Source organism: Pseudarthrobacter sp. NS4 (assembly GCF_024758005.1).
Lineage (GTDB): Bacteria > Actinomycetota > Actinomycetes > Actinomycetales > Micrococcaceae > Arthrobacter.
In genome coordinates, this window is sequence record NZ_CP103288.1 from 374,085 (window position 1) to 387,823 (window position 13,739).

The window sequence follows — 13,739 nt, forward strand, 5'->3', positions numbered from 1 at the left end:
GGGTCACCCTTCCCGGGCTCAGTTGGACCGGGAGCGGTCAGCATTTAGGGGAAGGCTGACCGTGACTGTGGTTCCTGCGCCAAGCGTGGAGGCTACATCTATGTGCCCTCCATGGCGGGCCACGATGTCCTTGGTGATGGCCAGCCCCAGCCCTGTCCCCGGGATGGCGCCGGACATGGCATTGGAAGCGCGGTAGAACCGTGTGAACACGTGGTCGATTTCGTCGCTGGAGATGCCGATGCCGGTGTCTGCGACGCTCACGGTGGCCCACCGGGTGCCGTCGGCGGCTGCGTGCGACTCGCTGCCCACCTCGATCCGTCCGCCGCTGGGAGTGAACTTAATGGCGTTGGACACCAGATTCGTGAATACCTGCTGCAACTGCACCTCATCGGCAAGAATCTCCGGGTCCTCCGGAACCGGATCGACTGCGATAGTGACGTTCTGCAGTTTGGCCAGCGGCCGGAGCGCTGCCGCAACCAGGTCAAGGGTCTGGCCCAGGCGCACCGGGGTGAGGTGCATCAGGCTGTCATCCAGGCCGTTGCGCGAAACGCTCAGCATGTCCTCGATGAGTGACCGGAGCCGCTCGGTGTTGCGGACCACAATGTCCAGCATCTGGTGGACCTCGGAGGAGACCGGCTGTTCCGTGCTCTCCTGGATCATGTCCAGGTAGGCCATGATGGACGTCAGCGGCGTGCGCAGTTCATGGTTGACGGTGGCCAGGAAGTCCGTCTTGGCCTTGTCCAGCTGTTGAAGCTGCTTGACCACCTGTTGCTGGCTGCTGATCAGATGGCTTTGGATCAGGCCGTGTGCGGCGTTGCCCGCCACGTGCTGGATGAGTCCCAGTTCTGCACGCGACCATTTACGCGGCCGGTCAATACTTGTGATCCAGATAATGCCCAGCGAGGAGCTTCCTTCGCCCATGGGCACGGCCAGCGTAGAGGCGGTGTTGGCGATGTTCGACGCCGGCGCATCGCCTGCCGCTGCATCCGCCCCGGCCCACAAGCGGTCTGCCGTCCGTCGCGCTTCCTCCTCGCCTGGAAGCGCATTGGCCGGGAGCGGCCCAAGCCCAGGCCTGTTCCATGTGGCGGTGATCAGGGGAACCCGGTTGTCCTCAAACGTGGTCAGCCGGACGTGGTCGGCCTTGAACGTCCGGCCGAAACCCGCCACTACTTGTTTTGCAATTTCCTCAGGATCATTGGTTGCCCTTACCGCGGCGGACACTTGCCGCAGCTGCTCGCGCAGCGCCTCTGCCTCCTGCCGGGATGCATTGCGCCGCGACACCAGGTCAATCAGTGCAGTGGCGCGGTGGACCAGTTCCCGGGGCGCCGGCGGTTTGGCGATGCAGTCGTGGATTCCGGGCGGACGGACCTTGGTTTCCGCGGGATTGTCGAGGTCCACCATCACCAGGACCGGAACATCCGACTCGGCCGCGGGCAGCAAGGGGGCGTCCACTACGATGACGGAAGGCTCGCCGGCGTTCAGGAGGCCAGCGAGCCCGGCAGTATCAGAGATGGTATGAACGGTGAAACCGGCATCGCGCAGTGCGGCGGCATTAAGCGCCAGCCGCCCGGCGTCGGGGTCCGCGACGACCGCGCTGCGTGGCATGTGCAATTCACACTGCATATCAGCTGCCACAATGCTCACTTTCCTCCCAGTTGAGTACATTGTAGGGGGATGTGGGGCAGGCGGCTCCATGAAAATTTGTGCGGAGGACAAAGTGACGAACCAGCCGGGAGAATCATCCGCGGGCGATTTGAGCCTTGAAGACGGCGTCCTCTACCTGCGCTGGCCCCGCGGCGCGGTCATCAGTGAGGCCGATGCCGGGAACGCCATGAGCAGGGTCAATGAGCTGTGCGGCGAAAACCGGCACCCCATGCTCGTGGACATGGCGACAACGGAAAAAGTCAGCCGCGGAGCACGCGCCGTATTCGGGCGCCCGTGCCAGGCTTCGCGGATTGCGCTGCTGGGGGCGTCCCCGGTGGACAAAGTGATGGCCAACTTCATCCTTGGCATCAACAAACTGCCGTGCCCCACCCGGTTTTTCACCTCCCGGGAAGAAGCCATGTCATGGCTGAAGCTGCAGGGTCCGGCAGCCTGACCCCGCTTGACCCGGCATGGCCGCAGGAGAGGGCGCCGCCGTCGTAACATCATGCCGCGTCCGCCCTGCAATTGTCCCGGGACATATATTGGACCGGTGTCCTCTCCAGCGAAATCGGTAACGTCTGCCCTGCAGAAGTACCTGATGATCCCCAAACTTGTCCGGCTCTCACGGCTTGCGCCGAAGGACCGGCCGCTGGCTTGGGAGCGGTACTGGGCCGGCATCAGGGCAACCGGGCCGGCAGGTGATGTCCTGTGGGATGCCGGGACGGACCACGAGTTCCTCAGCTACAGGGATGTGCTCCTCCGCCACCTGGACCCCGGGCTTCCCGTCGTGGACATCGGCTGCGGCCATGGCAGCTTCAGCAGGGCGCTGGCCGATATTTTTCCTGAGGTTATTGGCGTGGACATTTCGCAGCATGCGGTCAAGCGGGCAAGGGCGGAATCGGCGGAGCTCGGCAACGTACGGTTTGAGGTCCGGGACATGACGGCCCCGGGAGCAGAAAAAGACCTCCCGGATGGCGCCAACGTCTTCATCCGGGGCGTCCTCCATGTCCTGGACCCGGCAGACCAGGCGGCCCTCGTGGAAAACCTCCACCCCTTGGCGGGGACGCGGGGGACGGTATTCCTCGCGGAGACCAATTTCCAGGGAAACCCGGTGGAGTATGTGTCGCACCTGGGTGCCACCTCCCGCAGCATTCCGGCGCCGCTGGAGCTGGCCATCCGCGGGCTGCCGATGCCTGGACGCTTCGGCCCGGAAGAGCGCTCCCGGGCCCTGCCGCCTACGGCTTGGGAGCTTGTGGAGGACGGGGCGGTGGCCATCGAGACGAATCCCGCCACCGGCGTCGAAGGGCAGGGCAGGGTGCCCGGATATTATGCGGTGCTGCGCCCCCGGATGTAGCTGCCGAAAACCCGGCTGAAGGCGGGCAAGGCGTTGCGGGAAGCCGCTGAAAGCCCCCAAACCCCTTGACAGGGGGGCCGCTCCGGAGGCTACATAATAAGTAGACTTAGTACTTAGCCTCTGGGGAAAGGATGGCCACCATGGCGGAGGACAAGGGCAACAGGACCCGCGAAGCCAAGACGGACCGGGACGACGAGGATCTGGGCGCTGGCCCGGACGACGGGAAGATCCGGCGCGGACCGGACTCGTCAAAATCGCTCAAGTATTCGCAGGAAGTCACCTCGCCGGATGAGGAACCGGAACGCGAGGGCCGCAGCCTCGCCACCACGCACCACGAAGTCATCAGGCAGTGGGCGGAGGAGCGTGACGGTGTTCCGGCCACCGTGGAAGGCACCGAGCACGGTGACCATCTCGGTGTGCTGCGAATCGACTTTGGTGGCGAAAACGACAAACTTCGCCACATCAGCTGGGAGGAATGGTTTGAAACCTTCGACTCCCGGGGACTGAACTTCATCTACCAGGAACAGCGCAGCGACGGGCAGCAGTCAAATTTCTTCCGGCTTGAAAATCCCAACCGAGAAGACGCCTAAGCCGCACTCGCGCCCCAAATCGTTTCGGCAGCACCGGAATTGCACCCGGCGCCACTTCAGCGACCGCGGACGCAAGATCTACAGGACATACAATGCGCAAACTCATACCGTCAGGCTCCCTCCGGGCAATGGTGCTGCCGCCCACCTATGGACGACACGTGACGAAATCCAACGAATTCACAGTCTTGTCCGTCGAGATCTGGACCTCCGGACTGGTGGTCAATATCCAGATGGCCTCCGACGGCGGACCGGAGCCCCGCATCATCCTCCAAGACCACTTTGGAACCGAGTATTCGCTGCAGGACTCCGCCGTCCTGGATTCCCGGAACCTGCAGGTTTTCACCCCTTCGGTGCCTCCCGGCACCAGGAGTCTGACCGTCAGGTCCGCAGATGATGCCGAGGCGCGGCAGGTGGTTACCTTCGCCGTCCCGCTGATGGCCGTGCCGGATGAATCAGCTGCAGCAAAAAGGGACCACTATCCACCGGGACCTGAACTCCGCCGCCCGGCCTGAACCTGTTTTGCCCGACCATGCCGTCATGCCGGCCACGGCAGAACGGGCATGGGTACCGACAATCCCAGCACCCTGACCCATCGAAAGGCTGCCACGATGCAGGACACCACCAGTTTCGCCCCCGCCACCGCCATCGTCACCGCATCCGATTCCGGCATCGGCAAGGCCACTGCCGTGGCGCTCGCCAGGGCAGGGATGGATGTGGGCGTCACCTGGCATTCGGACAAGGCCGGGGCCGAAGGAACTGCCGAAGAAATCCGGGCCTTGGGCCGCAAGGCCGCGATCCGGCAACTCGACACCACTGAACTTCGGGCTGCAGGCGCGGTTATCGACGAATTGGCTGACGAACTGGGCGGCGTTGACGTCTTCGTGAACAACGCAGGCACCGGCGAGAGCACCAAATTCCTCGACATGGACATTGATCGCTGGATGCAAACGCTCGACACGAACCTGAACGGCGCGTTCGTCTGCCTGCAGGCGGCTGCCCGCCGGATGGTCCAGGCGGGCAGGGGCGGGCGGCTGATCGCCGTGACCAGTGTCCACGAATTCCAGCCCCGGGTGGGGTCCTCCGCCTATGACGCGTCCAAGCACGGGCTGGGCGGGCTGATGAAGACGCTGGCCCTGGAATTGGCGGAGCACGGCATCACTGCCAACACCGTGGCGCCCGGTGAGATTGCCACTCCCATGACCGGCCAGGAAGATGAGGACCCCGCGACCAAGGACCGGCCGGGTGTGCCGCTGGGCCGGCCCGGTGATGCCTGGGAGATTGCTGCTGTCATCGCTTTCCTTGCCTCGCCCGCCTCCAGCTACGTCAACGGGGCGTCCTGGCCGGTGGACGGCGGCATGCTCCAGATGGGTCCGCAGGCGGGTTCGCACATCAACAGCCACGAGTGGCGCGAAGGCTAAGGCCTCTCCGGCGCAGCCCCCTTCTGTGTTACGGAGCGGCAAGCCCATTCCCGTTCGTTGCTGGCATGATGGAGCGCATGCGCATCCTTATTGCTCCGGATAAGTTCAAGGGTTCCCTGACGGCAGCCGAGGCGGCCGCCGCCATCGCAGAAGGCGCCCTGCGCGTTTACCCTGACGCGGTGGCCACCCAGTTCCCGATCGCTGATGGCGGTGAGGGCACGCTTGAGGCGGCTGTCGCCGCCGGCTACGAGGAGCGGCTCAACGCCGTGGTGGGTCCGATTCTTGCCCCCGTGGGGGCCGCCTGGGCGATCCGTAAGGCCGGCGATGGCAGCGCCACCGCTGTCATCGAAACCGCGCAGGCCTCGGGCCTGGCCAGCATGGAGCCCACGCCTGACAACGCGCTCCGCGCCCACAGCTATGGGTGCGGCCAGCTCATCGCGGCCGCCCTTGACGCAGGCGCAACGGAAATCGTACTGGGGCTTGGCGGGTCGGCGATGACCGACGGCGGCAGCGGCGCCTTGCGCGCCCTCGGCCTGAAGCCGCTGGACGCCGCCGGCAACGTGGTGCCGCTGGGCGGGGGATTCCTCGCCGACGTGGCGTCGCTGGACATCACCGGCCTGGATCCCCGGCTCGCCGCGACCACTTTCCGCATCGCCGTGGACGTCCGAAATCCCCTCTACGGGCCGTCCGGCGCCGCGCACGTCTTCTCCCCGCAAAAGGGCGCGGACCAGGACACGGTTGAACTGCTCGACGCAGGCCTCCGCAATTGGGCCTCGGTCCTGCGGGAAGCCACAGGGCGGGACGTGAACGTCCCTGGCGCGGGCGCCGCCGGCGGCTTCCCGGCGTCGTTCCTTGCCTTCACCGGCGCCGCGCTGGAAGGCGGCTTCGCGCTGGTGGCAGGGCTTACCGGGCTGGCGGAACAACTGGGCAACGCAGATCTGGTGATTACCGGCGAAGGGTCCATGGATTCCCAGTCGCTCACCGGCAAGGCGCCCATCGCCCTTGCGGACGCCGCACGGGAGCGCGGCATTCCGGTGATTGTTGTGGCCGGCCGGATCCTGGTGACGCCGGAGGACCTCGCGCAGCACGGAGTGGTAAGCGCGGCCCAGCTGCTGGACGTGGCGTCGAGTCCGGAGGACGCGGTGGCAAACGCCGGAAAGTACCTGGCCTGGGCAACAACCCAAGTACTCGAAGGGGCCTAGTCCCGGTGGGACCCGGCGTCGTAGACGCCGGCCTTTAGTGCGCGCCCACCCTCACGGCGCGGCTTACAGCGGCTTCCGCTCCCTGCGTCCAGGGCTTCCCGTGGCCGGAAAGCACCGTGGCTGCGCCGGTTGCGGCGATTGCTTTCAGAGACGCCAGGGCCTGCCCGGTATCCTTCGTGGCCGCTGACGCAACAATTTGAGGCCCCGATTTACCCGTATAGGGGTCGAGGGTCACCAGGGCATCACCGCTGAGGACGGCGTCCCGGTCGGGGAAATGCAGGATGCAGTGCCCGTCCGTGTGGCCAGGAGTGTGGACAACAGTCGGACGCCCGGGCACCGGCACCGCAGCACCGGTGCCCAGCGGCAGGGTATCGGACACGCCCTTCACTGCCAATGCCCCGGCTGCCACCATCCTGCCCAGGAGCGGCAGTGACCGCGGATGGGTGAAGGGGTAGAGGAACCGGTTGCGCTGGGGGGTGTACCGGTACGGGTGGGCGGCCAGATGCGAGTCACCGGAATGGACCAGCACCGGCACACCCCACTCCCCGTGGGCCCGCAGGGCAAACCCCACGTGGTCGAAATGGCCGTGAGTGAGGACCAGCGCCTTGATCTCGTCCGGGCGCCGGCCGCGGTCAGCCAGGAGCTCCAGCAGCATGGACCACATGCTCGGCAACCCGGCGTCCACGAGGGTCAGTCCGTCCTGGTCCTCCACCAGGTAGCAGTTGACATTGGCATGCGTGATGAGGTGGATGCCGTCGGCCACGTCCCGGGTGATCATCTGCCTGTCAGCCGACAATGGTGGTGTTGCGGCGGCGCCGCCAGATGAGAACCGCAATCAGGGTTGCCAGGGCGATCCCCCCGATTACCCAGGGCGCCCAGTCCAGCCGGGTGGCCTCATTCTGGGCTGACTCGCCCGTCCCCGGGTTGGCGGGGCCGCTGGAGGCGGTATCCCCGGGAGAAGGGGTGGGAGTGGAAGCTGACATGGCCCACACCCCTCCGGAGGATCCCGTACCCGTTTGGACTGTTGCTTCGTTGGCGGCAACTGACGGAGCATTGGCCGCTGAGGCTGCGCCCGCCGAAAGAGCCGGGGCGGCCAGGACCAGCAGGGCCAGAAGGACGGTTTTCAGGATGGTTCGCATAGATTCCTCTCAACGTGGAGCCGGCCCAGGCGCCGGTCCCGCAAACGTGGTTTGGCAATGTTCCTGGATTCGGGTTTATCGTGGCCTGCCAGCGACGGCGCGCTTGTTCAGGTGCAGGGGGACATAGACCAGCAGGACCACCATCACGGCCAGCAATGCAGCGCCGGCGGTAAGTCCGGCCGATCGGCCGGCGGTAACGTCGAAAACCAGGGCGGCAGTGCCGGCGCTGAGCAGCGCGATGCCGGCCAGCGTTATCTTGGCGATGGTGTCTCCGCTGGAAACCAGGGTTTCCTTGAGCCGTTTCCGGAAAAGCCGCCTGTGCACGCTCACCGGCAGGAGGATGAATGCCGTGGTCAGCGCGGCAATCACGACGTTCGTCAGGTAGAGGTTGACCTGGAAGGTATCCAACTCTTCAAACCGATCCTGGAAGGGAAGGGTCAGCAGGAAGCCGGCCAGGATCTGGACGCCCATCTGCAGGACGCGCATCTCCTGGAGCAGTTCCGCCCAGTTGCGGTCCAGCTGTTCCTCGCGGGTTTCGTTCCGACCCGTTTTGCCGGTGTAATCCTCCACCTCGGACATAGCTCCTCCTTCCTTGCGGGCCGGCGCGTGTTCCCTTGCTACTCCTCACATACCCAGAAACAAGGCAAACGTTGCGCCTGCACCTACATTTGATAAGTTTACTGATTATTCGCAAAGGGCGGTGGACTTTGTTCCGCCGGCCGGGATAGCTTCGAAGGGCCGGTGCACCGGCAGGGCTCTTCGAAAACCGACACAGTGAGTAGGCGGACTATGAGCGGCACAGACAAGCAGACAGACCAGCCAAAGGACCCCCGGGGCGGTTATTACTCAGGCCCCTTCCCCGAGCAGGAGCAGAAGCAGCCCGGCCTGACGGCGCCGATGGACCCCAAACCGGACCACGGCGAACTCAGCTACGAGGGGCACGGGAAGTTGGAGGGCAAGGCGGCACTCATCACCGGCGGCGATTCCGGAATCGGAAAGGCGGCGGCGATCGCCTTTGCCCGGGAGGGCGCTGACGTAGCCATCTCCTACCTTCCCGAAGAGGAAGATGACGCGCAGGACACCGCGGACTGGATCCGGAAAGCGGGACGGCGCGCACTCCTCTTCGCCGGGGACGGCCGTGAAGAGGAGTTCAGTACCCGGATCGTCGAGGAAACCGTATCCGAGTTCGGTGGCCTGGACGTGGTGGTGCTGAATGCTGCCTACCAGAAGAACCGGGAAAGCCTGGAGACCCTGCCCACGGAGGAGTTCGACCGGGTTTTCAAGACCAACCTGTACTCGCTGCTCTGGACCGCCCGGGCGGCAGTTCCCCACCTGAAGGCCGGTGCCTCGATCATCACCACGGCATCGATCCAGGCCTTCAACCCCTCGCCGGGCCTCATCGACTACGCCATGACCAAGGCGGCACAAGTGGCGTTCACCAAAGCCCTGGCGCAGGAACTCGGGGCCAAGGGAATCCGCGTCAATGCAGTGGCGCCCGGCCCCATCTGGACCCCGCTGATCCCGGCTACCGAGTGGCCGGACAAGCTCCCGAAGTTCGGCCAGGACACGCCTCTGGAGCGCGCGGGCCAGCCTGCCGAGCTTGCCGCGGCCTACGTGCTGCTGGCCTCCGAAGACGGCTCCTACATTTCCGGGGCCGTGCTTCCGGTGACCGGCGGCAAGGGCCTCTGAGCAGCCGGAATTTTGTAAGCCAGATTCATCCGCAACGCACACAGGAGGAACCATGACGCAGGAAAACCAGCACGCCGAACCGGAAACTGACCCGGGCGGCTACGGCACTCCAACGGCAGAGCAGGAGATGGGCGGCAGCCAGGGTGATGGCTCGCAGGACGCAGCCATCTCCGGCGCGGCTGATACCAACGAACCGCAGTCCGGTGCCGGTGAGGACCCCGTGCCCCGCGACGTTGACCTTCCCTCCGGTGAAGCTGAACTGGATGAAGGGAATGACGACTCCAAGGGCTCCGCTCCCGTCTCCTCGGAGCCCGGCCAGGAAGCAGCCGGAATCCCCGACGGCAGCGGCAGCGACCTTCCGCAGGAGAAGTCGCCCAACGACGACGGCGGCGAGAGCTTCGACGCTGGCTAAACGGTCCTGAGCTACCACAGAAGGCTCCCGCCGCGGCTTCCCCGGGAAGCCACGACGGGGGCCTTCGCTGTGCCCGCCGGGCATACATGGCCATCGGCTGGGTACGGGAGATGCGGAACCAATTCACGAACTGCCGGCCTTGCTTGCCGGCGGCAGGAGGGGCTGTGAGCAGGAGAACCTCGGAACAGTGGGCACGGCAGGCAGACCTGCCGGAACAGGTGGCAGTGGATGTGCTGGTGCCCACCTGCAACCGGCCGGCAGAGCTCGCCGTCACCCTCGCCGGACTTGCCGGACAGTCCGACCCGGCCTTCGCCGTCGTCATCAGCGACCAGTCCACCGGCGACCCCGGCTGGGAGCATCCCGCCGTTGCCGCCATGGTGCGGGTCCTGGAAGCCCAGGGAAGGCCGGTTACGCTGCTTCGGCACCTGCCGCGGCGCGGACTGGCCGAACACCGCCAGTTCCTGCTGGAGCAGTCCAGCGCCGACCAGTGCCTCTTCCTTGACGACGACATTTGGCTGGAGCCAGGTGCCCTGGAGTTGCTGAGCCGGGCACTCGACGAGCTGGAGTGCGGCTTCGTGGGGATGGCACCGCAGGGCCTGTCCTATCTGGGTGACAGGCGGCCACATCAGACCGCCAGTTTCGAAGCCTGGGAGGGCCGGGTGATGCCGGAGCGCATCCGCCCGGGTACCCCGGGTTTCGAACGCTGGCCGCTGCACAGCGCCGCCAACCTGAGCCATCTCAGCGCTGAGCTGTCCCTTCATCCGGGCCAATGGATGCCGTACCGGGTGGCGTGGCTGGGCGGGTGCGTGATGTACCGGCGCGAAGCCCTGGACGACGCCGGCGGGTTCAGGTTCTGGCTGGACCTGCCGGCGGATCACGCGGGGGAGGACGTCCTGGCCCAGTGGCAGGTCATGGAACGGTTCGGCGGGGCTGGCATCCTGCCCTCCGGGGCCGTCCACCTGGAGTCGCCCACCACGGTGACGGACCGGCGGGTGGAAGCCTATGAGGTGGTCCTGAACCGCGACCCGGCCTAAGCGGGGGCGCCGTGGTTTTGCCTTCCCGGCACCCGCGCCTGGGCCGGACTAAACCCGCGTGTCGGCGTCGTAAGTCAGGCCGATCTGGCGGCGGATCTCATCCAGGGCGGCCATGATGTCCACGCTCTCACGCGGGGGCAGCAGGGTGCCCGCGGTAAGGCCTTCCCGCACCAGCCGCTCCAGCTCGGCTGCCTGGTACTGCATGCCCCTGCTCTTCACCGGCTGGTGGAACTTTTCGAGGACATTCCCCGCGGTGTCGTATCGGGTGAAAGGCGTGGGGTTGTACCAGACCGGGTCGATCTCGACCCACCCCTTCGTGCCAATGATGACCGCCCGGTTGTTTCCCGCCGTGTCCAGCGAGCAGTCCACAAGCGCCTGCTGCCCATCCGCGTAGTCGAAAATCGCTGCCGTTTGGCGGTCCACCCCGGTGTCGGCCATGGCGGCGGTGGCCACAATCCGTTGTGGAGCTCCGAAGACGTCGAAGGCGAACGAGACCGGGTAGATGCCCAGGTCAAGGAGGGCTCCACCGCCGAGCGCGGGGTCGTTCAGCCGGTGGGCGGGGTCCTTGGGCAGGTTCTGGTTGTGGCTGGCCACCACTTTCCGGACTTCCCCCAAGGTCCCGTCCCGGACGATCTCACGCAGGCGTGCCATGTGCGGCAGGAAGCGGGTCCACATGGCCTCCAGCGCCACCAGCCCTTTGGCCTCCGCCAGCTCCACGATGTCCTGCGCTTCGCGGGCGTTGATGGTGAAGGCCTTCTCCACCAGCACATGCTTGCCGGCGTTCATCGCGAGCAGCGCATTGGCGTGGTGGAACACATGGGGAGTGGCAACGTAGACCACGTCCACCTCTGGATCAGCGGCCAGGTCCTCGTAACTGCCGTGGGCTGTGGCAATGCCGTACCGGTCGCTGAACGCCTGGCTCGACCCCAGGCTGCGGGAACCCACGGCCTGGACGGTAAATCCGTTGTCCAGCAGGTCCTGGGTCTGCAGGCCGGCGATGAAGCCGGTGCCCAGGATACCCCAACGGAGCTGCCCGTCGGAGGAGCCATTGTTGTGGTTGGGCATGTCAGTCCTTGCTGCTGAAGGCGGCGTCGAAGGAGGTGCTGGAGGCGGGGAAGTCGTACTTCTTGAGGTTGGCGAGGGCTTCGGGGGCGCCGTGGAGGCGGTCCATACCGGCGTCCTCCCATTCAACGCTGATGGGCCCGTCGTAGCCGATGGCCGCGAGGGCGCGGAAGGACGCTTCCCAGGGGACGTCGCCGCGCCCGGCGGAGACGAAGTCCCAGCCGCGGCGGGGGTCGCCCCACGGCAGGTGGGAGCCCAGGACGGTGTTGCGGCCGGTCTGCCGGATCTTGGTGTCCTTGCAGTCCACATGGTAGATCCGGTCCTTGAAGTCCCAGATGAAGGAGACGGGGTCGATGCCCTGCCACATCATGTGCGAGGGGTCCCAGTTCAGCCCAAAAGCGGGGCGGTGGTCGATCGCTTCGAGGGTGCGGACGGTGGTCCAGTAGTCGTAGGCGATCTCTGAGGGGTGGACTTCGTGGGCGAAGCGGACCCCGCATTCGTCGAAGACGTCCAGGATGGGGTTCCAGCGGTCGGCGAAGTCCTGGTAGCCGGCGTCGATGACCTTTTCCGGGACGGGCGGGAACATGGCCACGTACTGCCAGATGGAGGAGCCGGTGAACCCGACGACGGTGTCCACCCCAAGTGCCTTGGCTAGCCGGGCGGTGTTCTTCAATTCCTCGGCGGCCCGGGTGCGGACGCCTTCGGGATCGCCGTCACCCCAGACTTTGGATCCGACGATGGCTTCGTGGCGGAAGTCAATGGGGTCATCGCAGACGGCCTGGCCCTTGAGGTGGTTGGAGATGGCCCAGACCTTCAGGTTGTACTTGTCCAGGATCTCCAGTTTGGAGTCGACGTAGCCGGGTTCGTCCCAGCGCCAGGCGTCCAGGTGGTCTCCGGAGACGGCGATCTCCAGGCCGTCGTAGCCCCAGCCGGAGGCAAGCTTCGCGACTTCTTCGAAGGGGAGGTCAGCCCACTGGCCGGTGAACAGGGTGAAGGGGCGGGGCATGTCAGGCTCCTTGGGAATCTGTGGCGGGGGCCAGTTGAATGAGGGCGCTTTTGGCGGCGGCGGATTCCTCCACGGCGTTCAGGATGTACTGCACGTTCAGTCCTTCCTCGAACGACGGCGACGGCGCCTCGCCGGCGACGACAGCCAGCAGGAAGTCGCGCACCTGGTGGGTGAAGGTGTGTTCCCAGCCGATGATGTGGCCTTGCGGCCACCAGGCTTCAAGGTACGGGTGTTCGGGTTCATTGACCAGGATCCGGCGGAAGCCCTGCTCCCGCACGGGCAGTGTGGCGTCCAGGAAGCCGAGCTCGTTCAGGTTCTCGAGGTCGAACAGGATGCTGCCTTTGTCCCCGTAGATCTCGAGTTTCAGGGCGTTTTTCCGGCCGGTGGCCACGCGCGAAGCTTCAACCGAGGCGATGGCTCCGGAGGCGAGGGAGAGCGTTGCCCAGGCGGCGTCGTCGACCGTTACGTCTTCGGTGCCGTTGGCGCCGGGGCGGCGGTCCACGAAGGTGTGCAGGCGGCCGGTGACGCCCGTGACCTGGTCGCCGATGAGGTACAGGACCTGGTCGATGGCGTGGGAGGCAATGTCGCCCAGGGCCCCGGACCCGGCCGTTTCCTTCCGCAGGCGCCAGGTCATGGGCGCCTGGTCATCGGCGAGCCAGTCCTGCAGGTACGCGGCGCGGACGTGCCTGACCGTGCCCACCCGGCCCTCGGCGACGAGTTCCTTTGCCAGCGCCAGGGCGGGAACCCTTCGGTAGTTGAACCCGATCATCGACTGGATACCCCGGGCGCGGGCGGCACGTGCCGCTTCGGTCATGGCCTCGGCTTCGGCCAGCGAATTCGCCAGGGGCTTTTCCACCAGGACGTGCTTGCCGGCCTCCAGTGCAGCGATGGCGATCTCGGCATGCATCCAGCCCGGCGCACAGATGTCCACGATGTCGATGTCATCCCGGGCGATGACGGAGCGCCAGTCAGTGGCCGACTCCGCCCAGCCGTACTTGGCAGCTGCTTCGGTGACCTGTCCGGCGTTGCGCCCGACGAGTACTTTCTGCTCGAAAGCGGGGACGTCGAAGAAGCTGGCCACGTTTCGCCACGCGTTCGAGTGGGCTTTGCCCATGAACGCGTAGCCGATGGCGGCAACGCCCAGCGGGCGGGCCTGCCCTGTTGGTGATTCCTGTGCCATGGTCCCGAT

The 13,739-nt window shown here is 65.9% G+C and carries 16 protein-coding genes; 9 read left to right on the top strand and 7 right to left on the bottom strand.

Annotated features, from left to right (window positions below):
- Window positions 1–18: 18 nt before the first annotated feature.
- Window positions 19–1,605, bottom strand: coding sequence for an ATP-binding protein (locus tag NXY83_RS01790; RefSeq protein WP_258804415.1), 1,587 nt, complete (start codon window positions 1,603–1,605; stop codon window positions 19–21).
- Window positions 1,606–1,717: 112 nt separating this feature from the next.
- Between NXY83_RS01790 and NXY83_RS01795 the strand changes: the two genes are divergently transcribed.
- The 6 genes from NXY83_RS01795 to NXY83_RS01820 all read left to right on the top strand — a co-directional run bounded on the left by NXY83_RS01795 (window position 1,718) and on the right by NXY83_RS01820 (window position 6,208).
- Complete coding sequence (locus NXY83_RS01795) at window positions 1,718–2,098, top strand: STAS/SEC14 domain-containing protein (protein WP_258804416.1); 381 nt, start codon at window positions 1,718–1,720, stop codon at window positions 2,096–2,098.
- A 144-nt stretch (window positions 2,099–2,242) separates the two neighbouring features.
- Window positions 2,243–2,998, top strand: coding sequence for a class I SAM-dependent methyltransferase (locus NXY83_RS01800; RefSeq protein WP_258806387.1), 756 nt, complete (start codon window positions 2,243–2,245; stop codon window positions 2,996–2,998).
- Window positions 2,999–3,138: 140 nt separating this feature from the next.
- A complete protein-coding gene (locus NXY83_RS01805) occupies window positions 3,139–3,588 on the top strand; it encodes a hypothetical protein (protein ID WP_258804417.1) in 450 nt (149 codons plus the stop codon).
- 158 nt (window positions 3,589–3,746) lie between these two features.
- Window positions 3,747–4,100 carry a hypothetical protein gene (locus NXY83_RS01810; protein WP_258804418.1) on the top strand — a complete coding sequence of 118 codons (354 nt, stop codon included), beginning with the start codon at window positions 3,747–3,749 and terminating at the stop codon, window positions 4,098–4,100.
- 96 nt (window positions 4,101–4,196) lie between these two features.
- Window positions 4,197–5,006 (top strand): SDR family oxidoreductase, encoded by an 810-nt coding sequence (locus tag NXY83_RS01815; protein ID WP_258806388.1) that lies wholly within the window; start codon window positions 4,197–4,199, stop codon window positions 5,004–5,006.
- A 77-nt stretch (window positions 5,007–5,083) separates the two neighbouring features.
- A complete protein-coding gene (locus tag NXY83_RS01820) occupies window positions 5,084–6,208 on the top strand; it encodes a glycerate kinase (protein ID WP_258804419.1) in 1,125 nt (374 codons plus the stop codon).
- Window positions 6,209–6,242: 34 nt separating this feature from the next.
- Here the strand turns inward: NXY83_RS01820 and NXY83_RS01825 are convergent, their stop codons facing one another.
- From NXY83_RS01825 to NXY83_RS01835, 3 genes are all read right to left on the bottom strand, one after another.
- A complete protein-coding gene (locus NXY83_RS01825; protein WP_258806390.1) occupies window positions 6,243–6,986 on the bottom strand; it encodes an MBL fold metallo-hydrolase in 744 nt (247 codons plus the stop codon).
- 7 nt (window positions 6,987–6,993) lie between these two features.
- Window positions 6,994–7,347 carry a LuxR family transcriptional regulator gene (locus tag NXY83_RS01830; protein WP_258804420.1) on the bottom strand — a complete coding sequence of 118 codons (354 nt, stop codon included), beginning with the start codon at window positions 7,345–7,347 and terminating at the stop codon, window positions 6,994–6,996.
- A 75-nt stretch (window positions 7,348–7,422) separates the two neighbouring features.
- Entirely contained in the window at window positions 7,423–7,926 is a 504-nt protein-coding gene (locus NXY83_RS01835; RefSeq protein ID WP_258804421.1) for a DUF6328 family protein, read from the bottom strand.
- A 210-nt stretch (window positions 7,927–8,136) separates the two neighbouring features.
- On the opposite strand from NXY83_RS01835, the gene NXY83_RS01840 reads away from it, so the two are divergent.
- From NXY83_RS01840 to NXY83_RS01850, 3 genes are all read left to right on the top strand, one after another.
- Entirely contained in the window at window positions 8,137–9,036 is a 900-nt protein-coding gene (locus NXY83_RS01840) for an SDR family oxidoreductase (protein ID WP_258804422.1), read from the top strand.
- Between the two features lie 52 nt (window positions 9,037–9,088).
- The gene (locus NXY83_RS01845) at window positions 9,089–9,448 is read left to right on the top strand and encodes a hypothetical protein (protein WP_258804423.1); all 360 of its coding nucleotides are present in this window, start codon (window positions 9,089–9,091) and stop codon (window positions 9,446–9,448) included.
- A gap of 164 nt (window positions 9,449–9,612) precedes the next feature.
- Complete coding sequence (locus tag NXY83_RS01850; protein ID WP_258804424.1) at window positions 9,613–10,482, top strand: glycosyltransferase; 870 nt, start codon at window positions 9,613–9,615, stop codon at window positions 10,480–10,482.
- 48 nt (window positions 10,483–10,530) lie between these two features.
- On the opposite strand, the gene NXY83_RS01855 is transcribed toward NXY83_RS01850, so the two are convergent.
- Genes NXY83_RS01855 through NXY83_RS01865 form a run of 3 tightly spaced genes read right to left on the bottom strand, consistent with a single transcriptional unit; the run spans window position 10,531 to window position 13,730 of the window.
- Entirely contained in the window at window positions 10,531–11,547 is a 1,017-nt protein-coding gene (locus NXY83_RS01855) for a Gfo/Idh/MocA family protein (protein WP_258804425.1), read from the bottom strand.
- A gap of 1 nt (window position 11,548) precedes the next feature.
- Window positions 11,549–12,550, bottom strand: coding sequence for a sugar phosphate isomerase/epimerase family protein (locus tag NXY83_RS01860; protein WP_258804426.1), 1,002 nt, complete (start codon window positions 12,548–12,550; stop codon window positions 11,549–11,551).
- A 1-nt stretch (window position 12,551) separates the two neighbouring features.
- On the bottom strand, window positions 12,552–13,730 hold the full coding sequence (locus NXY83_RS01865; RefSeq protein WP_258804427.1) for a Gfo/Idh/MocA family protein: 1,179 nt from the start codon (window positions 13,728–13,730) through the stop codon (window positions 12,552–12,554).
- Between the last annotated feature and the right edge of the window lie 9 nt (window positions 13,731–13,739).